Annotated in this window: 25 protein-coding genes and 1 tRNA gene; 18 read left to right on the top strand and 8 right to left on the bottom strand. The window is 63.0% G+C overall.

Features of this window, described 5'->3' with window-relative positions:
* Positions 1-270: 270 nt before the first annotated feature.
* The 3 genes from folE (at position 271) to AC1RWL_RS21130 (ending at position 2,696) form a co-directional block, all read left to right on the top strand.
* The gene (gene folE, locus AC1RWL_RS21140) at positions 271-882 is read left to right on the top strand and encodes a GTP cyclohydrolase I FolE (protein WP_256115818.1); all 612 of its coding nucleotides are present in this window, start codon (positions 271-273) and stop codon (positions 880-882) included.
* 35 nt (positions 883-917) lie between these two features.
* Entirely contained in the window at positions 918-1,370 is a 453-nt protein-coding gene (hisI, locus tag AC1RWL_RS21135; protein ID WP_493097060.1) for a phosphoribosyl-AMP cyclohydrolase, read from the top strand.
* Between the two features lie 363 nt (positions 1,371-1,733).
* Positions 1,734-2,696 carry a patatin-like phospholipase family protein gene (locus AC1RWL_RS21130; RefSeq protein ID WP_256115816.1) on the top strand — a complete coding sequence of 321 codons (963 nt, stop codon included), beginning with the start codon at positions 1,734-1,736 and terminating at the stop codon, positions 2,694-2,696.
* 76 nt (positions 2,697-2,772) lie between these two features.
* Here AC1RWL_RS21130 and AC1RWL_RS21125 read toward each other — a convergent pair whose 3' ends face one another.
* Both AC1RWL_RS21125 and AC1RWL_RS21120 read right to left on the bottom strand, forming a co-directional pair.
* Positions 2,773-3,201, bottom strand: a complete 429-nt coding sequence (locus AC1RWL_RS21125; protein WP_256115814.1) for a CBS domain-containing protein — start codon at positions 3,199-3,201, stop codon at positions 2,773-2,775.
* 189 nt (positions 3,202-3,390) lie between these two features.
* A complete protein-coding gene (locus AC1RWL_RS21120) occupies positions 3,391-4,131 on the bottom strand; it encodes a rhomboid family intramembrane serine protease (protein WP_493097059.1) in 741 nt (246 codons plus the stop codon).
* 292 nt (positions 4,132-4,423) lie between these two features.
* Here AC1RWL_RS21120 and AC1RWL_RS21115 point away from each other — a divergent pair, with 292 nt between their 5' ends.
* The 6 genes from AC1RWL_RS21115 (at position 4,424) to AC1RWL_RS21090 (ending at position 9,967) form a co-directional block, all read left to right on the top strand.
* Positions 4,424-5,059: a PAS domain-containing protein gene (locus AC1RWL_RS21115; protein WP_435268406.1), complete on the top strand. Its 636-nt coding sequence runs from the start codon at positions 4,424-4,426 to the stop codon at positions 5,057-5,059.
* Positions 5,060-5,205: 146 nt separating this feature from the next.
* Positions 5,206-5,817 carry a PilZ domain-containing protein gene (locus AC1RWL_RS21110; protein ID WP_256115811.1) on the top strand — a complete coding sequence of 204 codons (612 nt, stop codon included), beginning with the start codon at positions 5,206-5,208 and terminating at the stop codon, positions 5,815-5,817.
* Between the two features lie 485 nt (positions 5,818-6,302).
* Positions 6,303-6,902 (top strand): transglutaminase-like cysteine peptidase, encoded by a 600-nt coding sequence (locus AC1RWL_RS21105; protein WP_256115810.1) that lies wholly within the window; start codon positions 6,303-6,305, stop codon positions 6,900-6,902.
* 258 nt (positions 6,903-7,160) lie between these two features.
* Positions 7,161-7,922, top strand: a complete 762-nt coding sequence (locus tag AC1RWL_RS21100; RefSeq protein WP_493097058.1) for a hypothetical protein — start codon at positions 7,161-7,163, stop codon at positions 7,920-7,922.
* A 134-nt stretch (positions 7,923-8,056) separates the two neighbouring features.
* Positions 8,057-9,523, top strand: a complete 1,467-nt coding sequence (locus tag AC1RWL_RS21095; RefSeq protein WP_256115807.1) for a D-alanyl-D-alanine carboxypeptidase — start codon at positions 8,057-8,059, stop codon at positions 9,521-9,523.
* Between the two features lie 171 nt (positions 9,524-9,694).
* Positions 9,695-9,967 (top strand): hypothetical protein, encoded by a 273-nt coding sequence (locus tag AC1RWL_RS21090; protein ID WP_256116179.1) that lies wholly within the window; start codon positions 9,695-9,697, stop codon positions 9,965-9,967.
* A gap of 13 nt (positions 9,968-9,980) precedes the next feature.
* Here the strand turns inward: AC1RWL_RS21090 and AC1RWL_RS21085 are convergent, their stop codons facing one another.
* Both AC1RWL_RS21085 and AC1RWL_RS21080 read right to left on the bottom strand, forming a co-directional pair.
* Positions 9,981-10,418 (bottom strand): DUF1489 family protein, encoded by a 438-nt coding sequence (locus AC1RWL_RS21085; protein WP_256115806.1) that lies wholly within the window; start codon positions 10,416-10,418, stop codon positions 9,981-9,983.
* A 76-nt stretch (positions 10,419-10,494) separates the two neighbouring features.
* Positions 10,495-11,895 carry an L-serine ammonia-lyase gene (locus tag AC1RWL_RS21080; protein WP_493097057.1) on the bottom strand — a complete coding sequence of 467 codons (1,401 nt, stop codon included), beginning with the start codon at positions 11,893-11,895 and terminating at the stop codon, positions 10,495-10,497.
* Positions 11,896-12,459: 564 nt separating this feature from the next.
* On the opposite strand from AC1RWL_RS21080, the gene AC1RWL_RS21075 reads away from it, so the two are divergent.
* The 3 genes from AC1RWL_RS21075 (at position 12,460) to AC1RWL_RS21065 (ending at position 14,743) form a co-directional block, all read left to right on the top strand.
* Positions 12,460-13,149, top strand: a complete 690-nt coding sequence (locus tag AC1RWL_RS21075) for a DUF599 domain-containing protein (protein ID WP_256115804.1) — start codon at positions 12,460-12,462, stop codon at positions 13,147-13,149.
* A 78-nt stretch (positions 13,150-13,227) separates the two neighbouring features.
* Complete coding sequence (locus AC1RWL_RS21070; protein WP_493097056.1) at positions 13,228-14,265, top strand: acetyltransferase domain-containing protein; 1,038 nt, start codon at positions 13,228-13,230, stop codon at positions 14,263-14,265.
* A 4-nt stretch (positions 14,266-14,269) separates the two neighbouring features.
* A complete protein-coding gene (locus AC1RWL_RS21065) occupies positions 14,270-14,743 on the top strand; it encodes a methyltransferase family protein (RefSeq protein WP_493097055.1) in 474 nt (157 codons plus the stop codon).
* 7 nt (positions 14,744-14,750) lie between these two features.
* Here the strand turns inward: AC1RWL_RS21065 and AC1RWL_RS21060 are convergent, their stop codons facing one another.
* Both AC1RWL_RS21060 and mgtE read right to left on the bottom strand, forming a co-directional pair.
* Positions 14,751-15,137, bottom strand: coding sequence for a MerR family transcriptional regulator (locus AC1RWL_RS21060; RefSeq protein ID WP_256115801.1), 387 nt, complete (start codon positions 15,135-15,137; stop codon positions 14,751-14,753).
* 63 nt (positions 15,138-15,200) lie between these two features.
* Positions 15,201-16,631: a magnesium transporter gene (mgtE, locus tag AC1RWL_RS21055; RefSeq protein ID WP_435268400.1), complete on the bottom strand. Its 1,431-nt coding sequence runs from the start codon at positions 16,629-16,631 to the stop codon at positions 15,201-15,203.
* Positions 16,632-16,698: 67 nt separating this feature from the next.
* Here mgtE and AC1RWL_RS21050 point away from each other — a divergent pair, with 67 nt between their 5' ends.
* The 5 genes from AC1RWL_RS21050 to AC1RWL_RS21030 all read left to right on the top strand — a co-directional run bounded on the left by AC1RWL_RS21050 (position 16,699) and on the right by AC1RWL_RS21030 (position 18,419).
* Positions 16,699-16,902: a hypothetical protein gene (locus AC1RWL_RS21050; protein ID WP_493158468.1), complete on the top strand. Its 204-nt coding sequence runs from the start codon at positions 16,699-16,701 to the stop codon at positions 16,900-16,902.
* Between the two features lie 31 nt (positions 16,903-16,933).
* Positions 16,934-17,428, top strand: coding sequence for a peptide deformylase (locus AC1RWL_RS21045; RefSeq protein ID WP_493097054.1), 495 nt, complete (start codon positions 16,934-16,936; stop codon positions 17,426-17,428).
* A 172-nt stretch (positions 17,429-17,600) separates the two neighbouring features.
* Positions 17,601-17,978: a hypothetical protein gene (locus tag AC1RWL_RS21040; protein ID WP_493097053.1), complete on the top strand. Its 378-nt coding sequence runs from the start codon at positions 17,601-17,603 to the stop codon at positions 17,976-17,978.
* A gap of 2 nt (positions 17,979-17,980) precedes the next feature.
* On the top strand, positions 17,981-18,151 hold the full coding sequence (locus AC1RWL_RS21035) for a hypothetical protein (RefSeq protein ID WP_435268397.1): 171 nt from the start codon (positions 17,981-17,983) through the stop codon (positions 18,149-18,151).
* Complete coding sequence (locus AC1RWL_RS21030) at positions 18,132-18,419, top strand: hypothetical protein (RefSeq protein ID WP_439616834.1); 288 nt, start codon at positions 18,132-18,134, stop codon at positions 18,417-18,419. Before AC1RWL_RS21035 ends, AC1RWL_RS21030 begins: the two co-directional genes overlap by 20 nt.
* Positions 18,420-18,485: 66 nt before the next feature.
* On the opposite strand, the gene AC1RWL_RS21025 is transcribed toward AC1RWL_RS21030, so the two are convergent.
* Positions 18,486-18,570, bottom strand: a tRNA-Leu gene (locus AC1RWL_RS21025).
* Positions 18,571-18,765: 195 nt separating this feature from the next.
* On the opposite strand from AC1RWL_RS21025, the gene lipB reads away from it, so the two are divergent.
* The gene (gene lipB, locus AC1RWL_RS21020; protein WP_493097052.1) at positions 18,766-19,512 is read left to right on the top strand and encodes a lipoyl(octanoyl) transferase LipB; all 747 of its coding nucleotides are present in this window, start codon (positions 18,766-18,768) and stop codon (positions 19,510-19,512) included.
* On the opposite strand, the gene AC1RWL_RS21015 is transcribed toward lipB, so the two are convergent.
* Entirely contained in the window at positions 19,485-20,729 is a 1,245-nt protein-coding gene (locus tag AC1RWL_RS21015) for a zinc metalloprotease (protein ID WP_493097051.1), read from the bottom strand. The two genes, lipB and AC1RWL_RS21015, sit on opposite strands and share 28 nt — an antisense overlap.
* Between the last annotated feature and the right edge of the window lie 51 nt (positions 20,730-20,780).

The following is a 20,780-nucleotide window of genomic DNA, read 5'->3' as shown; positions in this document are numbered from 1 at the left end:
CGGTAAAAAAGCATGCCGCGTCGCATCACGCCTCTTTCGCAGCCGTCGTTCGATACTATATGATAACTCGTATTGGGGTGAGCGTTTTGCAAGATGCGAGGCGACCACCTGTTGTTTGGGAAACCGTGCCGGACGGTCTAGTGCACTGAGAAGCCGAGACCCGAAAGCCCCGGAGCCCGCCGACGGAACCCAAGCCTGCAGGGTTAGGCGAATGGCCAGTGGCGAGTCCGATATACAGGTCAGGTAGCCTGCAGAAAGGTCATTGGGTCCATGGACGCCATAGTCACCAATTTTCCGCGTGTCGACGATCCGTCTGGCCGCCCCTCGCAGAAAGAGGCGGAGGATGCCGTTCGCGTCCTGCTTCGCTGGGCGGGCGACGATCCGGAGCGCGAGGGGCTGCTCGACACCCCTGCCCGCGTCGCAAAATCCTATCGCGAGCTGTTTTCCGGCTATGACCTCGCCGCCGAGGACGTGCTGGGCCGCACCTTCGAGGAGGTTGCCGGCTATGACGACATGGTGCTGGTGAAGGACATCCCGTTCTTCTCGCATTGCGAACACCATATGGTGCCGATCATCGGCAAGGCGCATGTCGCCTATCTGCCGAATGGCCGGGTGCTGGGTCTGTCGAAGATCGCACGAGTCGTCGAAATCTTCGGCCGCCGCCTGCAGACGCAGGAAACCATGACGGCGCAGATCGCGCGTTCGATCGACGAGACGCTGAACCCGCGTGGGGTGGCCGTGATGATCGAGGCCGAGCATATGTGCATGGCGATGCGCGGCATTCAGAAACAGGGCTCGACAACGCTCACCACCACCTTTACCGGTGCCTTCAAGACCGAACCGACCGAACAGGTGCGGTTCATGACGATGATCCGGAGCTAGGCGACAAGCCGGCTCCGCGCGACGGAGCCGACCGCATGACGATCACCTTCAAATCCCCGTCCAAGGACAAGGCCGAACTCGAAACCGGCCCGGACTTCACGCCGCGCTTCGACGAACACGGCCTGGTGACGGCCGTGGTGACGGACGCGAAGGACGGCGAATTGCTGATGGTCGCCCACATGAACGCGCAATCGCTGGCGCTGACCGTGGAGACCGGCATCGCGCATTACTGGAGCCGCTCGCGCAACTCGCTCTGGAAGAAGGGGGAAACCTCCGGCAACCTCCAGACGGTCGTGGAGCTGCGCACCGATTGCGACCAGGATGCCGTGTGGCTGAAGGTCTCGGTCGCCGGCCATGACGCGACCTGCCACACCGGGCGCCGCTCGTGCTTCTACCGCACGGTTTCGACCGGCCCGGAGGGCGCGGTGCTGACGATTACCGGCGGCGAACCGCAGTTCGATCCGGCGGCGATCTACGGTAAAAATTAAGCATCTGCGCGGATTCCGTTCAGTTCCGGCACGGATTCACCAATTGGCAACCGGTCGGGAGGCCTAATGCACGCCATGGCGGCCGTTATCCCCGCCACGGATCAGGACCATGGAACCCAATCGCTGTAGTGCGTCACGACCGGTTTCCAACGCCGCCCCGCAGGGGACGACGATCCGACGGGCAAGCGCTCGCCTTCCGTTTCGACAGGACGCACACGGGGAACTCCGCAGACGGGTTTTTCTCGCCAAAGTTCCCCGCGTCACAGTCTGCATCTATCCTGTCATTTATTGTGTAGCGGATAGGCCCGAGGCTCTGGAACTGATTGCTTCGGCGCGAATTCCTCTTCGTAACGGAGGCCCGGCATGCTGAACTGGAGTTTCAATCGTAGTCTCGTAACGGCGGATGCATCAGATCCGGGCGGCCCTTCCATGAACGATATGTCTCACATTCCCGCGCCGGCCCAGCCGCGCAAACCCAAGATCGCTCTTGCGCTGGGCGGCGGTGCTGCCCGAGGCTGGGCCCATATCGGCGTGCTGCGGGCGCTCGACGAGGAAGGCATCCCCGTCGGCATGATCGCCGGGACCTCGATCGGCGCTCTGGTCGGCGGCTGCTACCTCGCCGGCAAGCTCGACGAGCTGGAGGCCTTCGCCCGCTCGCTCACCATGCGGCGCATCGCGAGCCTGCTCGATTTCACCATTCGCGGTTCCGGCCTGTTCGGCGGCATGCGGCTGACGAAGCGCATGCAGGAGCATCTGGAAAACCTGTCGATCGAAGACCTCGACCGCCCCTTCGTGGCGGTCGCCACCGAGGTCAACAGCGGCCATGAGGTGTGGATCAACAGCGGCTCGCTGATCACTGCCATCCGCGCCTCCTATGCGCTCCCCGGCATTTTCGAGCCGATCAAGTGCAACAACCGCACGCTGGTCGATGGCGCGCTGGTCAATCCCGTGCCGGTCTCGGTCTGTCGCGCGCATGAGGAGCCGCTGGTCGTCGCCGTCAACCTCAACTACGACCTCTATGGCCGCTCTGCTGTCATCAAGCACAGCGCGAGCCAACAGAAGATCGACGATCACAAGCAGGAAGACAGTGCTGCGCGCCTCGGGCTTACGAGCGTCATGGTGCAGTCCTTCAACATCATTCAGGACCGCATTTCCCGCGCACGCCTTGCCGGAGACCCGCCGGATCTGTCGCTGCATCCCAAGCTGTCGGATATCGGCCTGTCGGAATTCCACCGCGCCGGCGAAGCGATCGACCGCGGCTACCTGGAAGCCAAGGCGCGGATTTTCGAGATCAAGCGCATGCAGGAAGCCGTGCTGATGCGCTGAGCGCGGTCATCAGGCAAAACACGAGCGGGCGGAGCGATTGACATCGGTCCGCCCGAAATCGTTCAGGATCTGGCGATTAGCCGGAAATATAGGCCTTGATGGCCTCCGCTTCGTGCTTGATCGCCCGTATATGGGACTTCACCACGTCGCCGATCGAGATGATGCCGACAAGGCGCCCTTCCTTTTCCACCGGGATATGGCGGGCACGCAGCTTGCTCATCATTTCCATGAGGCCTTCGACGGTCTGGTTCTCGTCGCAGCGATGGACGTTGCCCCACATGATGGAGGAAATGGGTTTGTCCAGGCATTCCGCCCCGTTGCGGGCGACGGCGGCAACGATGTCACGCTCGGTCACGATGCCGGCGATGCGGTCGTTGCGATCGACGATGACGATGGCGCCGATATGGTTTTCATGCAGATAGACGGCAGCCTGCTTGACTGTGAGCTGCGGGCCGCCGGTCACGACGTTGCGGCCTTTTTCGTCCAATATCGTCTTTACATACATGCGTACCTCCCGTGTGCATCATAACGCAGAGAGGCGGGACACCCGCGCAGGGATGCCCTGCCAGTAACCGGCGCGATATCCGCTTCCTCCCGCGTGATACCGCTCCCGTTCCGGTGTGCATGTGCGAACCGGAACACGTCCATGGTGCGCCACGATAGAGGCGATTGCAAGACCGCTAATGGACTATCGTTAATCCCGGCGGCTTTCGGCGACCGCGACGTCGAACAGCGGGAAGAACAGGAAGCCGAACAGGAAGCCGCCGATATGCGCTTCCCAGGCGATCGCGCCGCCAGCAACCGAGCCGAAAATCTGGCCGAAGCCGATCAAAAAGTTCGTCAGGAACCAGATGCCGGAAAAGACCAGCACGGAGCGGTTGGAAAGCGCTTCGGGGATGGTCAGGCGGCGGTTGAGATGGGCGAACTGCCGGCTGATGCGGCCGCTCGGCGAGAAGACGAAGCGCGCCGCCGCTCCCATCAGGCCGGACACCACGCCGGACGCGCCGACGACGAGAATCATCGCCCCCCAATGCAGCGCCGCGTGAAAGGCGACGGCGGCGATGGCGGAGAGGCACCAGAAGAGAAAGAAGCGCCAAAGGCCGATGCGCCGCACGACCGGCGCACCGAAGGCGACCATCCAGAAGGCGTTGAAGATCAGGTGTTCCCAGCTGCCATGCAGCAGCGAATAGGTGATCGGGCTCCACAGCCAGCCGAGATCCTGCTCGGAAAAGGGAATGGAGTAGCGACCGGGAATGAAGGCGAAGTGCAGGAGGACCAGCTCGTCCGCCTGGGCCGAGATCAGATAGGTGCGCACCACATGGATAACGGTGAGCAGGGCCAGGATCGCGACGAGGCTGCCCGGCAGGTTGAATGCCGGCTCCCGCTTGCGGAGGTCCATCCCGCCGCCCTGCACTCCACCGCCGTCATCCGTCATGACCGATCCACCAAATTCATAAAATACGAGTCGCGCTTATACAGAGAAAAGAAAGGCCGTGCAGCTTTCGCTGACGGCCGGTGCCCCCAATCCCCGGGGCTGAAATGATGTGCAGTAAACCATTCCCTCGTGGAGGGATGACCGGATGTTCCCCCAAGCCGGCCGACGATGCAATCGAAAGCATTGGTTAACCTTAACGGCGCTCTGGCACGAAACTCGCTCCTCTTTTCGAAAAACCACCGTACGCACGGCCTTTCGTGCCGGAACGGAACAGAATCGATTGGAAGCGCGCATGCAGACGAAGGCCGTCACGGCACTTTATGATTACTGGACACGGCAGCGGGGCGAGCGCGCCGTGCCGCTGCGCAGCGCCATAGAGCCCGCCGACATTGCGCCCATCCTGCCCGATGTCTTCATTCTGGAACACAACAGGCTGGACGATCCCCGCTTCCGCCTCGCCGGCACGCGTCTTTGTGCGCAGTTCGGGCGGGAGCTCAAGGGGTCCGGCTTCGACAAACTCTTTGCGCCGGACCTGCGCAACCGCGTCGCCCGGATCACGGAAAATGTGATGGCGCATGCGGCACCCGCCGTCATGCAGATCGCGCTCGTCGACGGCAGCCTGGACACGACGGAGGCGGAAGTCGTGCTGTTGCCGCTCGCCACCAAGGGCAAGGCGGCAGACCGCATCATCGGTGCCTTCGCGCCCCTGCCCGGCCAGCGGCAGCCGCTTTCGGCCTTCCGCTATGCGACGCTGGGCGCGCTTTCGGTCATCGACCCGAGCCGGGCGAAGAATCTTGGTGGCAACCGGCCGGCCGTGCCTATGCCCACCTCGATCATGGCGGTCCGGCCGGCCGGCCTCGGCCAGACGATGAGCCGCGTGCTGCATCTGAGGATCTTCGAGGGCGGTCGCCAGGGTGACGATGGGTGAGGCAGAAACGCCGGACCACAACCAGAAACGCCTCTAAGTTGTCGAAATGCACGCGTGTAACGACTTTTCAATGTGTGGGAAAACCTTCTGTTAACCCCGAAAGATTAAGAGTTGGAAAGAGATAAGATCATCAGGCACGCGCGCACATGTATTCATTCCAGCAAGCATCGCCCGCCGTCCGGAAACCGCAGCCCGATCAGCGCAGCTTCCAGCGCGTCTCGGTGAACCTGCCCGGCCGCCTGATGCTGGCCAATCACGAAGAATATGAATGCACGGTGCTCGACATGTCGCCGGGCGATGCCAGCTTCATCTGCTTGGGCCGCCCGCGCATGGGCGAACGCATCATCGCCTATGTCGATCATCTCGGCCGCATCGAGGGCACCGTCGCCGCGCTCAGCGACGCCGGCTTCGCGATCCTGCTCAACGCAACGGACCGCAAGCGCGAAAAGCTGGCGGCACAGCTCACCTGGATCGCCAACAAACACGAGCTGGGCCTGCCGGAAGACCGCCGCCACAACCGCCTGACGCCGCGCAACACCAGCACCGACCTGACGCTCGACGACGGCCGGCGCTATCCCTGCCGCATCATCGACCTTTCGATGTCCGGTGCGGCGGTCGACATCGACGTGCGGCCGGCGCTCGGTACGCCCGTACAGCTCGGCCACATGAAGGGCCGCGTCGTGCGCCATTTCCAGGAAGGCGTCGCCATCGAGTTTTCGTCCGTGCAGTCGAAGGATGCGCTGACCGCATTCCTGTAGCATTTCGGGACGACCACAGGTCGTATTGTACCATGAGGGTCCTGCGGGGCCCTTTGCTGTTTCAGGACGAGACAGCGCGCCCTTCTCAAAAATAATCGCAAAAATATTTTTGGCCGCCAAAAGCGCCTTCAGGCCCCCTCGCACGGCGAAAGGGCCTTTGTAGCCCCGTTGCCCATAGCAATGCCGGCCCTCGTCCGATGTGCTCCAACGGCATCGCTCCCCATGATCGCACCCGATATCGCGTTGATCCCGGTCGGAAATTTCTTTGGAATCAACATATTGCGCTGATCGAACCGGGATCGGTCCAAGCAAAAATTCATTCAAATTTTAATCAAATGCATTTCAAGTACAACTCAAATTCATCTCGAATTTTATTCTTGTTTTATACTTATACCACCTTGATTTGAACTAAGTTATACTTCCGGTTTTCGCGCAAGTTCAAAACATCCCTGTCATTGTGACCTCATCGAACGGGGACACACACAATGAAAAAAACGATCAAGACAGGGACGTTTGCCTTTCTCTTCTCTCTGGCTGCCGCAGGCGCCGCGATGGCGCTGCCGGCCAACATTCCGCTGGCGGGCAGCACCAACCAGCCCATCGGCCACTACGAATTCTGCAAGCAGTACAGCGACGAATGCGGCCCGACCGGCAAGGACAAGGGACCTTTGGCGCTGACGCAGGAAAGCTGGAAGACGATCCTGAACGTCAACTACACGGTCAACACGGACGTGCAGCCGCTGACCGACATGGAGATTTACGGCGTCGAGGAACAGTGGACCTATCCTGACACTGTCGGCGACTGCGAGGACTATGTTCTTCTGAAGCGCAAGCGCCTGATCGAAGCCGGCATTTCGCCGTCGAACCTTCTGATCACCGTCGTGCTCCAGCCGAACGGCGAAGGCCATGCGGTGCTGACCGTGCGCACCGACCGCGGCGACTTCGTGCTCGACAACATGCGCAACAAGGTCCTGCTCTGGTCGCAAACCGAATACCGCTTCCTGAAGCGCCAGTCCTCGGCGAATGCCGGCAAGTGGGTGAAACTGCAAGACGGTCGTGCCGACGCCGTCGGTAGCGTCAAGTAATCCCCGGCGCCAGCGCGGCGCCGCATGACGAGATTGCCCGGCGGCCCCGCCGGGCAATAAAGGGCCCGGTCAGTCCCCCAATCCCCGTCCCGACCATGGCCCTGCGGCCGGTTCTGCTGTCCCGGAACCGGCCGCTTTCTTTTTCAGCACCCCACCCCTGCCCGATCTCAACCGAAAATTAACCCTGTTGGCAGACGCTCCGACAAAGGTCGCCGTCCCTTAAAACCGGCCCCGACCAGGCACAGCGAGGGATGCGAGATGACAGTGGCAGCGACCGGCAGTGACGAACACGCCCCCCTGTTTTCCAACCGCCTGCTGACGCGCCTGACGATTTCCGTCGCGGTTCTTGCCGGCGTGACCGTCGCCATCAGCCTTGCCGGCCGCATGCTCGGCGAACGCATCGCGCTTGCCGGCCATACGGAAAGCGCCCAGCCGGTGGATATCGTCATCGGCCAGGACCAGATCCGGCTTCCCGCCAACACGATCCGCTTCGAGGAACAGCGCCAGACCGGCCGCGCCGAACGGGTCGATCTCTACCTGACCTGGCCCGAAATGAAGGGCTATTCCAATGCCGAGCGCGCAAAATTCAACGATGCCGGCCGCCCCGAAAGCCTGATTTTCCTCAATCTTTCGCAAAGCACCATGTCGAAGGACATGTCCGGCCGGCTCGGACCGATCTATAGCCACCTGTTCGACGACCGGCCCGAGCCCGGTCCGGCGGGCCTGACCCTGCAGCCCCTGAAGGACACGTCCGGTTATGGCGGCGAGGTCTTCTTCACCGGCATGCTCCCGGATGGGTCCGACTATGCAGTGCGCTGCATGATGCCTGCCGACCCGTCGCAATCGACGAGCGCCGACTGCCAGCGGGATATCCACATCGGCCGCGATCTTTCTGTGCTTTATCGTTTTTCGAGCAGACTTTTGCCGCAGTGGCAGGCCATGGAGGCGCGCGTTCGCGACTATCTCGGCCAGTCCTTCATCGAGGACGGCCATCCTTCGTCCGCCCGCCTGAACCGATAAACCCCGTCGATAAAACCCGGCCAATCTCAGAAACCAATGATTCATCATAAACCGATTGGTAACGCTATCCCACTACTGTGCTGGGAACGGTCGTTCCGGGAAGTCCACCTCCGGATCACATGTGCAATCCAAGCATGAAGAGTAGCCTAGTGTCCCGCTCCGTATTCCTCGATTTTCTCCCCCGCTCTTGTCAGGCAATTGCCACTGCGGCGAAAGGTCTGGTGATCGTGGGGATGGTCGCCACCGTAGCCGTCGCGACCCCGGCCGAGGCCAATCCGAAATATTCCGGCATCGTCATCGACGCGAAAACCGGCAAGGTACTCTACAGCGAAGACGCCGACGCACTGCGTTATCCCGCTTCGCTCACCAAGATGATGACGCTGTACCTCACCTTCGAGGCGCTGGAGGCCGGAAAGATCCGCCTCAACACCCGCGTTCCCTTCTCGAAGAATGCTTCCAGCGAGCCGCCGACCAAGCTGGGCGTGGGCACCGGCAATTCCATCACCGTCGAGCAGGCCATGCTCGGCCTCATTACCCGTTCGGCGAATGACGCCTCCACGGCGCTTGCCGAATTCCTCGGCGGCTCGGAAGAGCGTTTTGCCCGCATCATGACGCAGAAGGCGCGTGCGCTCGGCATGACCCGCACTGTCTACCGCAATGCGAACGGCCTTCCCAATACGGCACAGGTGACGACCGCGCGCGACCAGGCCCGCCTCGGCATCGCGCTGCGCCAGCATTTTCCGCAATACTATTCCTATTTCTCGGTGCGCAGCTTCCGCTTCGGCAAGCAGACCATCAACGGCCATAACCGTCTGCTCGGCAGCGTGCGCGGCGTTGACGGTATCAAGACCGGTTACACCCGCGCTTCTGGTTACAATCTCGTGACCTCGGCTGTCGCCGATGGCCGCAGCGTCGTCGGCGTCGTCATCGGCGGCCGTTCGGGTGCAGCCCGCGACCAGCAGATGCGCAAGCTGATCGCCACCTATATGCCGAAGGCCTCGCGCCGCGGCGGTGGCGACCTGATCGCCGAAACCAAGGATGCGCCGACGCTGACCGCCGAAGCCGTGACGAAGAAAACGGCGACCGCGTCGCTCGCCGGCGGCCTCGACCTGCCGGAAAATGGCCCGATCCCGACTTATCGCTACAACGAAGCCCGCATCGAGACGGCCTATGCCGCAACGGCGGACGAAGGCTCGGAAGTCGTCGGCAAGCGGGCGCTCGCCGCCACGCTGAAGATCCAGCGAGACAGCGCCGTTCCGCCGGAAGACTTGACGGAACAGGGCGATACCGGCGGCGACGTCGACAAGCTGACCACCTCCTCCACCGTTGCCGCCGTCGCATCGGAATCCGTGCCCTCGGGCTGGGTGATCCAGATCGGCGCAACGCCGGACCGCGGCCAGGCGCAGGACCTGCTTTCCAAGGCGAAGGACCAGGGCGGCAAGGCGCTCTCCAGCGCGCAGCCCTTCACGGTTGCCGTTAACAGCGGCAGCCAGCAGCTCTACCGCGCCCGCTTCGGCGGCTTCGACGGCCAGGATCGCGCTGCCGCAGCCTGCAAGGTGCTGAAGCGCAAGGGTTTCGCCTGCTGGGCCAGCCAGCAGTAAAGACGATTGGAGCGCGCCAGCGTGTTCGGCGCGTTCTCAAAAGACTACCGCCTTGCGCCCGCAACGGCCACCGGACAGGTTTTGCATACCGGAGGCTGCGGGGCGAAGGCAGGCGGATACCGTGAAGACGGTTCTGCCATCCTCGATTTGGTATTGCGTACGAGGCAGATCATGGCGATGAACGAAAACCAGTTCGATGTCCCCCCGGAAGCGCGCGACGAAAAGCGCAAGTCGCTGAAGGGAACGCTTCACCCGCTGCACGAGGCGGCGATGCGGATCGCGGATATCGGGCTCGGCCGTTCACGCAACAAGACGAAGGATCTCGTCGGCATGCTGCTTGCGCACGGCGCCCGCGCCTGGCGCTCCGGGCAGCCCGCCGCCGGGATTCATCTCCATGTCGGCGTCAGCGGACGTCGCCATCCGGTGCGCCTGCGCATCCGCTGATCGCCCAAATTCCTTAGAGAAGTCCGAGTTCGGCCAGTTCGCGCCGAAGCTCCAGCGGAAGGTCGGCGGTGCCGTCGCCCATGTTCTTCAGATCACGCGGCGCATCGTCATCGGTGAGGTAGCGCCAGCCCTGGAAGGCACGACGCGGCTGGTATTCGGTCTCGATGACCTCCGGTCCCAGCACCAGTTCGCAGCGTGAAATGCCATCCACATCGGTAAAACTCTTCAGGCCGAGTAGCGGCTGGCGCGCTTGCACCTGGCCCTTGATCACCCAATAGAGCGAGCCGCCGTCCAGCAGCTCCTGGTCGCGCTTGGGGATCATGCGCGTGATATGGCTGGAATGCGGCTCCATGCCCGCGGCAATCGCGATCAGCGAGCGTTCGGACACCCATTCGCGCAGATCCTCGATCGAGTCCGCGCCGACACAGAGTTTGATGAGATGCAGGGCCATGGCTCTTTGAACGCTCTTGCGGCGGCCGGGTCAAGGGGCCGCCGCGTCGCACTCCACAGGGAAGAAGCGGGAAGCCTCAGCACTCCACCACGTTGACGGCGAGGCCGCCGGTGGAGGTTTCCTTGTACTTCTCGTTCATGTCGACGCCGGTCTGGCGCATCGTCTCGATACAGGCATCGAGCGGCACGAAATGCACGCCGTCGCCCTTCAGCGCCAGCGACGCCGCAGTCACGGCCTTGACGGCGCCCAGCGCATTGCGCTCGATGCAGGGCACCTGCACGAGGCCGGCAATGGGATCGCAGGTCATGCCGAGATGGTGTTCCAGCGCGATTTCCGCAGCATTCTCCACCTGTTCCGGCGTGCCGCCCATGACGGCGGCAAGGCCGGCGGCGGCCATGGCGGAGGCGGAACCCACCTCCCCCTGACAGCCGACTTCGGCGCCCGAGATCGAGGCATTGTGCTTGATGATGCCGCCGACGGCCGCTGCCGTCAGCAGGTAGTCGCGAATGCCATCCTGGTCGGCATCCTCATGGAAGTGCAGGTAGTAGCGGATCGTGGCGGGCACGACGCCGGCCGCACCATTGGTCGGCGAGGTGACAACGCGGCCGCCGGCCGCATTCTCCTCGTTGACGGCCATGGCGTAGACGGAAAGCCAGTCGTTGGCGAGCAGCGGGTTCGCCTTGTTGGAGCGCCACTCCTCCTGCAGCTTGTCATGGATCGAGCGGGCGCGCCGGCGCACCTTCAGGCCGCCCGGCATGATGCCCTCGTTTTTCAGGCCGCGGTCGATGCAACTCTTCATCGCGCCCCAGATGCGGTCGAGGCCGGAATCCAGCTCCGTGCGCGACATGGTCGCTTCCTCGTTCGCCCGCTTCATCTGGGCTATCGTCATGCCGGAGCGCCCGGCCATTTCCAGCATCTGCTTGGCGGAGGCGAAGGGGAACGGCACCTTCTTGTCGCCCGCCCGCGCCTTGCTGGCGCGCATCTGTTCGAGTTCGGTGTCGGTGACAACGAAGCCGCCGCCGACGGAATAATAGATGCGCTTCAGGAGCAGCCGGTCGTCGCGGTCGTAGGCGGAGAAGGTCATGCCGTTGGCATGGCCCGGCAGCGGGTTCTTCTTGTCGAAGATCAGGTCGGTCTTTGGCTGGAAGGCGTAGCCGGGATGGCCGGGCGGCGTGATGCGGCCGGTGCGCTCCACCTCGCCGATGATGGCGTCCATCCGGTCCGGATCGACCGAATCGGGCCGTTCGCCCATCAGGCCGAGCACGACGGCGCGGTCGGACCCATGGCCGACGCCGGTATAGGCGAGCGAGCCGTGCAGGCTCATGCGGATGGTCGCGACCTGCGCGCCGGCCGGGCGCGGCCAGTCGGACGAGAGGATGAGGTCGAGAAAGCGGTTCGCCGCCGACATCGGCCCCATCGTGTGGGAGCTCGAAGGCCCGATACCAATCTTGAAGACATCAAATACCGAAAGAAACATTCCCGGACTTCTCCTTGCCGCGGCAGGCCACGCTTTGATCCTTGAAGCTACGTTATCATGCGCCGCGCATAAGGCGATCTCCCGACATCGGGTTTTACGTGCGCGACATTGCCTTCAGGATCGGACGATAAAAACAAAAACAGCGCGCCTGGGAGAGCGCGCTGTTTATGTAAGGACGATGGCCCGGTGTTTTCAGATGCCGCCGAAGAGATAGGCGATAACCAGGACTGCGCCAAAACCAAGGACTGCACGGGCGGTGACGCCCCAGCAGGATTTCTGAACAGTGCTTTCCATGATTTCCCCGATTGGAAGAATGTCGCGATGGCGTGTTCGGCCCCGCATGGCGCCCTGTTTAATGAAGATTTCATGAAACCGCAATCGCGAAAAATGGCGAAACCAAGGCTCCGGGCACATAGGAGCCCCGCGCAAATTGCATGACCTGTCGCAAAATCAGACAGTTATCGTTTCGTGCGGGCTTTTGAGGCCGCCGTCATTCCGCCCAAGGTCTAAACAGGCCTGCGGCGGCGCTTGCAAAATGCGCGATCCATGGCAAAACGCTGAGCCATGAGCACACCCGATCTCGTCGCCCTCGCCATCTTCATCCTCCTGTGGACGGGATATTCCTGGATCACGGAACGGGCAAAGCTGTTCGACCGCGTCAGCCTCACAAGGGCGATGAGTTCGCAGCGCGCGGTTTGGATCCGCAATGCCATGCACCGCGACCTGCGCATGATCGACACGCAGATCATGGCCGGCCTGCAGAACGGCACGGCCTTCTTCGCCTCCACCTCGATCTTCGCGCTCGGCGGCTGCTTTGCGCTGCTCGGCGCCACGGAGCAGGTCTTTGCCATTTTCAGCGACCTGCCGCTGGTGTTCCAGGGCAGCCGCGCCGGCTTCGAGCTGAAGGTCGGCGGGCTTGCGGTGATCTTCGGCTACGCCTTCTTCAAGTTCGGCTGGTCCTATCGGCTGTTCAACTATTGCACGATCCTGCTCGGCGCCATCCCGATGAGCGGCGACGTGCACAAGGACCCGGCCGGCGCGGACCTCGCCGCCGACAAGGTGATCCGCATGAACATCCTTGCGGCGAAACATTTCAACATGGGCCTGCGCGCCATCTTCCTGTCGATCGGTTATCTCGGCTGGTTCATCAGCCCCTATCTGTTCATCGCGACGACCTTCGGCATCATCATCGTGCTCGTCCGCCGGCAGTTCTATTCGGAAGCGCGCCTCGCCGTGCTGGAACGCCTGGACTGACAAGGACCTTCCGCCGGCCACCTTTCGGCCATCCGCCCGGCGCAAGCTTGGCGTGACATTCTCCCATGGACCAAAGCAATGCAGCGACCCCGAACCATGACGACGACGGTGATTGACGGCAATTTGGCAGAAAGAGGCGCCGCCACGCGCCGCCTGCCACGCATCCCGTTGATCGACCAGCTCCGCGCCATCGCGCTGATCGCCATGGCGATCTACCATTTCACCTGGGATCTCGGCTTTTTCGGCTATATCGCGCCGGAGACCGCCACGACCGGCGGCTGGAAGATTTTTGCGCGGGTGATCGCCGGCAGCTTCTTGTTCCTCGCCGGTTTCAGCCTCGTGCTCGGTCACGCGCAGGGTTTTCGCCCAAGGGCGTTTTTCATCCGGTTCGCCAAGATCGGGCTGGCGGCGGCAATCATCAGCGTCGCCACCTGGTTCGCCTTCCCCGACACCTTCATCTTCTTCGGCATCCTGCACGCCATCGCGGCCGCGAGCCTTATAGGCCTTCTGTTCGTGCGCCTGCCGGTCGTCGTCACGCTGCTGGTCGCCGCGGCGGCCGTCGCCGCTCCCTTTTACCTGCGCGCACCGCTGTTCGATCATCCGGCGCTCTGGTGGGTCGGGCTCTCGGTCAACGTGCCGCGCTCGAACGACTATGTGCCGCTGCTGCCGTGGCTGGCGCCTGTGCTGCTCGGCATCGCGATGGCCCGGCTTTTCATCGCCAGCCCGCTGCCGGAACGGTTGGCGGGCTATGGCGCTACGACCAAAGTCTGGTGGAAAAGCCTGCTGGAAAAAGCGGGCCGCCACAGTCTCGCCATCTATCTTATTCACCAGCCCGTGCTGATCGCGCTCGTCTACGGCTTTTCCCTCGTGGTGCCGGCGCCTGCGGCCGACCCCGTCGAGAGCTACACCAAGAGCTGCGTCAGCGCCTGCGAGAACGAGCGCGGCGCCGGCTTCTGCCAGAGTTTTTGCGGCTGCACGCTCACCCGGCTGATGGAGCAGAACCTCTTCGCCGACCTGAACCGCGGCGCGATCGACGTGACGAAGGACGAGCGCATCGGCGCGATCTCGTCGCAATGCACGGCAAATGCCGAAACGGAAACCGAGCTGAAGGAATAGGATCATGAATGCCTATCGCATGAAGCCTCTCGCCTTTCCCTGGCCGCCGCTGATCTACGGCGCGGCCATAGCGGCGGCCTTCCTGCTGCAGGCGTGGTTTCCGCTGGCGGTGTCCGACACGAATATCTGGATTGCACGCGCGGCCGGCGGCACGTTGATCGTCACGGCGATCGTGCTGGATGTCTGGGCCATGCGCACGCTGCTCGACAGCCACACGACGATCATGCCGAACCGCTGTTCGACCCATCTCGTGACCTCCGGCCCCTACCGCTTCACACGCAACCCGATCTATCTCGGCTATACGCTGGCGACGGCCGGCATGGGCCTTGCCATGCTCAATCCCTGGTGCCTCGTCACGGCGACCGTTGCCGCCGTCATCACCAGCATCGTGGCGATCAAGCGTGAGGAACTGCACCTGCTCTCGCGCTTCGGCATCGATTTCGAGCGCTATTGCACCGGCACGTCGCGCTGGATCTGAATGGGGATTAAGTGCCGACGCCGATCTCGGCCAGGCGCGTCAGACACGCTTCCTCGACATTGTCGAGTTCGGTCAGCGTTTCCTCGATGTCACGCCGCTTCTGGCGCAACTCCTCGCGCTTTTCACTGACCTTGGCCATCAGCAATTCGAGCTGCCCGACTTCGCCCGGCGGGTCCTTGTAGACGCGGATGATGTCGCGGATTTCCGCAATGGTGAAGCCGATACGGCGCCCGCGCAGGATTTCCTGGATCAGACGACGGTCGGCCGGACGGAAGAGACGCGTGCGGCCACGGCGCTCGGGATGGATCAGCCCCTCGTCCTCGTAGAAGCGCAGGGTACGGGTGGAAACCCCGAATTCGCGCGTCAGCTCGGTTATGGTATAAAACTTGTCCACGCCTGCTCCGATCTCGTCTGAGCGGGCATTTTATTGACTTTTACGTATAAGTCAATTTTTTGCCTATCTTATCGCAAACCACCATGTTGCGAGGCCCAGAAACGCAAAGAACCCGACGATATCGGTGACCGCCGTCACGAAGACGCTGGAGGAGACTGCCGGGTCGGCGCCGGCGCGGTCGAGCAGCATGGGGATCGTAATGCCGGCGAGCGCTGCGGCGCACATGTTGATCAGCATGGCGACCGCGATGACGCCGCCGATATTGATGTCGTGGAACCACAGTGCCGCCACACAGCCGATCACGATACCGAAAGCGACGCCATGAAGCAGGCCGACGCCGGCCTCGCGGCGCACGACGCGCCAGGCATTGTGGATGTCGAGGTCGCGGGTGGCGAGCGCGCGCACCGTTACGGTCATCGTCTGCGAGCCCGCATTGCCGCCCATGCCGGCGACGATCGGCATCAGCACGGCAAGCGCCACGATCTCCTCAATGGTCGCCTCGAACAGCGAAATGACGGAGGCGGCGAGGAAGGCGGTCAACAGGTTGACCAGCAGCCACGGCGCGCGCGAGCGCACGGTCTCGATGGTCTTGTCCGACAGTTCTTCGTCGCCGACGCCGCCGAGGCGCATCAGGTCTTCCTCGGCCTCTTCCTGGATGACGTCGACCACGTCGTCGATGGTCAGCACGCCGACCAGGCGGCCGTTCTCGTCGACGACGGCGGCGGAGAGAAGGTCGTACTGCTCGAAGAGCTGGGCGGCCTCTTCCTGGTCCATCTCGGCCGGAATCGGGTGGTTCGTCTCGCGCATGATCGCTTCGATCTTCGTGTTGCGCGAGGTGCGCAGCACGCGGTCGAGATCGATGGCGCCGAGCAGGCGGAAGGTCGGGTCGATGACGAAGATCTGCGAAAAGCTCTCCGGCAGGTCGGCATCCTCGCGCAGGTAGTCGATCGTCTGGCCGATCGTCCAGAAGGGCGGCACGGCGACGAACTCGGTCTGCATGCGCCGGCCGGCCGTGCTTTCCGGATAGTCGAGCGAGCGGCGGAGCCGAATCCGTTCGGTGAACGGCAGCTTGGAGAGGATTTCCTCCTGGTCCTCCTGGTCGAGGTCTTCCAGAATGTAGACGGCGTCGTCCGAATCCATCTCGCCGAGCGCCGCGGCGATCTGGTCGTTCGGCATGTGCTCGACGATGTCGAGACGGATCGCCTCGTCGACCTCGGTCAGGGCCGCAAGGTCGAAGTCGTCGCCGAGCAGCGAGACGAGCTGGCGGCGTTGTTCGGGCTGGATCGCCTCCAAGAGGTCGCCCATTTCCGATTCATGCAGGCGCGCGACGTGGCGGCGCAGGAAGAGCAGGTCGCGATCGGCAATCGCCGCGCCGACATACATCAGGAAATCCGAGCGGATCGAACCGTCCTCGGCGTAGATGTCCTCGCCGTCGAAGGTACTGTGTTCTGCCTGTCCCTTATGGATGCGGTGGTCGTCGCCGGTGTTTTCCATCGGGCCGCTCCTTGCGTCGGGATCGTCCCACCTGGCGCGCCGGCCGAGCAGAAACGACAGGGATTACGTGCAGGGTTTCCTCGAAGCGCCCCTCGCCGGGGGCGCCGCTCATCATCGTGCTAAAGCAAAGCGCGCGGCCGGTCCATCACCGAAAGCGGCAAAAGCCGGCGTGGCGCAAAAATTTCGCAAGCTGTTGCAATTTCATGAAAATCACACGATTCGCGGCGCCCGGAAGCGGCCCGGGATTTCCCGCCTGCCGCAAACAGGCTAGGGATGGGAGCCGAGAGACAGCCGGAGAAACCATGGCGATCCTTCCCATCCTGCGCTACCCCGATCCGCATCTGCGTTCGCCCTGCCGCAAGGTGGAGCTGTTCGATGCACGGCTGGAGACGCTCGCCGACGATCTCGCCGCCACGATGCGTGCCGCCCCCGGCATCGGCATCACCGCCGCCCACGTCGGCGTGCTCGAACGGCTGACGGTGATCGAGCTCGAAGGACCGGGCTCGCTTCGCGTCTACGTGAACCCGGAAATCGAATGGTTTTCGCCGGAGCTGCAACGCCATACGGAGGGCAGCGTTTCCATGCCCGGCATGACGGACGAGGTGGAGCGCCCTGCCCGCATCCGCCTCACCTATCAGGACCTCGCGGGCGGCACGCACAGCGAGGAAGCCGACGGCCTGCTCTCCGTCTGCCTGCAGCACGAAATCGACCAGCTCGACGGCATTTTCTGGATCGACCGCCTCTCCCGCCTGAAACGCGAACGCCTCGTCAAGAAATACAACAAAAACAAAGGCTGAATCGGACACGGGAAACCGGCGTCGATAGAGTTCGGGCGGGCCTTGAAACGGCCCCAATTGATTCCTTGTCAATGTGCGACAACAAGCCCAGTGTGATGGCTCCAGCAGCCATTGCCACGGGCGCTGTTGTTTGAGGGTTGGTTACCCTGGCCCCAAAAGGAAGGAGGACGTCATGTCTTCCGATGCCAAACTTGCCGCTATTTCCGAAACAGACATGCAGACGATCCAGTCGGTCCTCTTCCGCGCCGGTTACGACCTCGGCTCCGGAATCGGCGACGACTACAAATTTAGCGCCGCCGCACTTCTCTTGATGCAGAAGGTTCGCACCGAAGAGACATCGGCGGTGGCGCTCGAAGCCTATCTCGACGACCGGTTCGGCCGCTCCACCAAATACAAGGTGCTCTTTGCGCCGCTCCTCCCGCGCTACGCGATCCAGGGCTTGCCGGTGGTCGCCAAGGCGCTGATGCGTCCGATCGAAAAGCGCCGCCGCACCAATCTCAAAGAGCTGAAAAGCTGGGAGAACGAAGGCGGGTCGACCAGCGGAGCATAGACATGTCTTCCCGTTTGACGATGTCGATCCTGCTCGTCGTGTTCTCGATCGGCCTCATCTGGTCCTATCGCCCGGACCAAAGCAGATATGAACGACTGAACCCCGCGGCGCTTCGCCAGCCGATTTCCGCGCAACAGGAAAGCGATGACGGAAATGACGGAACGAACGACTGAAACGGAAATTACCTTCGCCCACGCCTTCACGCTGGATTCCCTCGTGGAAGCGTTGCAGGCGGGAACCTATCGCCTCGTCGTCGACGAAGAACTGATCGAAGGCCTCAGCTTCCCGGCCTACAGGCGGGTCGCCACGCATCTGGAAATCCCCGCGATCGCCATCGCCACCGGAAAGCGCCAGTTCCTGCAGGTCACGTCGAAAGAGATCGACGAGGCGCTTGCCGCCGATGCCGGACGACCGCCGGATGGCCCGCGCTTCGTTCCCTGATGGAAGGCGCCAATCAGCAGCAAAGGCCCCAAACAAAAAAGACCCGCCGAAGCGGGTCTCTTTTTTTGGTGCGGTCGAGAAGACTCGAACTTCCACGGGTTGCCCCACAGCGACCTCAACGCTGCGCGTCTACCAATTCCGCCACGACCGCATCGTGGTAGGCGTCGTCTTGCGGCGACGGAGGTGCATGTAGCAAAAGCATTTGGGGTGCACAAGGCTGTGTGACAAGAAAAATGGCGGAAAGCGAAACAATTTCAACAGGTCCTGTGCAAAGCCCCGGAAACCCCTGAAATCCTTGCATGATCGCCCCTATATCTGGCAGAACGGAACGAAAAGGACGGGCCTCATGCAGCGGCAGGACATCTCCATTTCCCTTCTCGCGGTTCCCGGCTCGCCGCCGGTGCGCTGGCGCATCGCGCCGGACCTTGTTCCCTACGATGTCGCCGTCGAAACCATGGAAAAAGAGGCTGCCGCCATCGCCAATGGCGAGGCCGACGAACTCGTCTGGCTGGTCGAACACCCGCCCCTCTACACCGCCGGCACGAGCGCGAACGCCACCGATCTCATGGCGCCGGATCGCTTCCCGGTGTTTTCCACAGGTCGCGGCGGCGAATATACCTATCATGGCCCCGGCCAGCGGGTCGTCTATGTCATGCTCGACCTGAAACGCCGCCGGCAGGACGTGCGCGCCTTCGTGGCGGCGCTGGAGGCGGTGGTGATCGATGCGCTCGATTCGATGAACGTGCGCGGCGAGCGGCGCGAGGATCGCGTCGGTGTCTGGGTGCGCCGGCCGGAGCGCCCGGCCTTGGCCGATGGTTCACCCGCAGAGGACAAGATCGCGGCGATCGGCATCCGGCTGCGCCGCTGGGTGAGTTTTCACGGCTTTTCGCTCAACGTCGATCCCGAGCTCGAACATTTCTCCGGCATCGTGCCCTGCGGCATCCGCGGCTACGGCGTGACGAGCCTCGTCGATCTCGGCCTGCCGGTCATGATGAGCGACGTCGACATGCGCATCCGCGATTCGTTCGAGCGGGTGTTTGGCGAAACCGTTTCAGAAACGGACTGTCAGCCGAGGAGCCTTTCGCAGGCATAGATGATCGCATAGCCGTGCAGCACGATGGCGGCGTAGAGGCCGAAGCCGGCCAGCAGGCGCTGCGGCGCCGTCATCGGATCGAGCGCCCGGCGCGGTTTGACGCCGCCGGCGCCGATCAGGCTCAGCGCGGTGAAGACGGCGAGGCCAGCAGTCAGGAGCTGGAGCGGCAAGCCGATCCGCCAGCCGACCCACAGGATCGCCAGCGTCACGAGGAAACTTGCGACAAGCAGGCCGCGGCGTGTCGAGAAGACCTGGCGCAGCAGCTGGCCGCCGTCGAACCGGTGCATCGGCAGCAGGTTCAGCAGGTTAAAGGCGCCGAGGATCAACAGGAAGACGACCAGCACGCCGCTCGCCGCGTGGCCCGAGGCATCGTGCAACGCCACCAGCGGCGGCACGAGAAAGGCCGACATGCCGGCGCCCATCAGGGCGCAGACCGCCACCTCGAAGGTCGAATTGTAGGGCCGTCCGCCCACGGCGATGCCGCCGAGTAGCGGCACGAAGATCATGCGCACCCGCTGGTGCCCGAAAGCCCGGTAGGCCGCCATGTGGCCGAGCTCGTGCAGCACGATCACCACGGTGAGCATGGTGGACAGCAGCAATCCGCGCGGGCCGAGCCCGAAGAATGGCCAGAGTAATAGTGTCGAAAGCACCGCTAGGCCCACCTGCGTTAGCGGGTGTTCAAGAACCCCGTGCACCTCGCCCTTGCCCGTTGCCAGCCATCGGTCGAGCGCCTTCATTTCCCGGCGCAGCTGGATATAGCGGAACAGCAGAAAGGCGATGCCGCGATAGCGGTCGGTCTGCTCGACGGTGAGCGCCGTGCCGCCCGGAACAGCGCGCAGAAAACGCCGCTCCACATAATTCCGCCAGAAGGAGGCATCGAGCGCGCTGTCTTCGACCACCCGCGTCTCGCAGGCGATGCCGTCGGCATCCGTCGCCTCGCTGACCGAAAGGGTGCGCGTAATCGGATCGCCGCGGCGGTCGGGATAGGAAAAGGTCTGCTTCACGCGGTCACCCGCCAGCCGCTCGCTGGAGACGACCGAGGGATGCCAGTCCGCCTCCGCACCGAGCGGGCTGACAAGGGATGCGATACGGCCGGGCGGCGCGTGGAAGACGCGGGTGAGATGGAGGGTGCGCCTGCCGACCGGTGCTGCGATCAACAGCCAGATCAGCCCGAGATTGATCGTTAGAAGCAGGATCACCGAAAACGATGTCGACATGCCGTCCTCCCCGACCGTCATGGCAGGCAGAAACGACGCTAACGGCAAAGT

This window comes from Shinella sp. GW821-FHT10F02 (assembly GCF_058809275.1).
The sequence above is the reverse complement of the archived record's forward strand: the minus strand, read 5'-3'. Positions and strand labels throughout refer to the sequence as shown.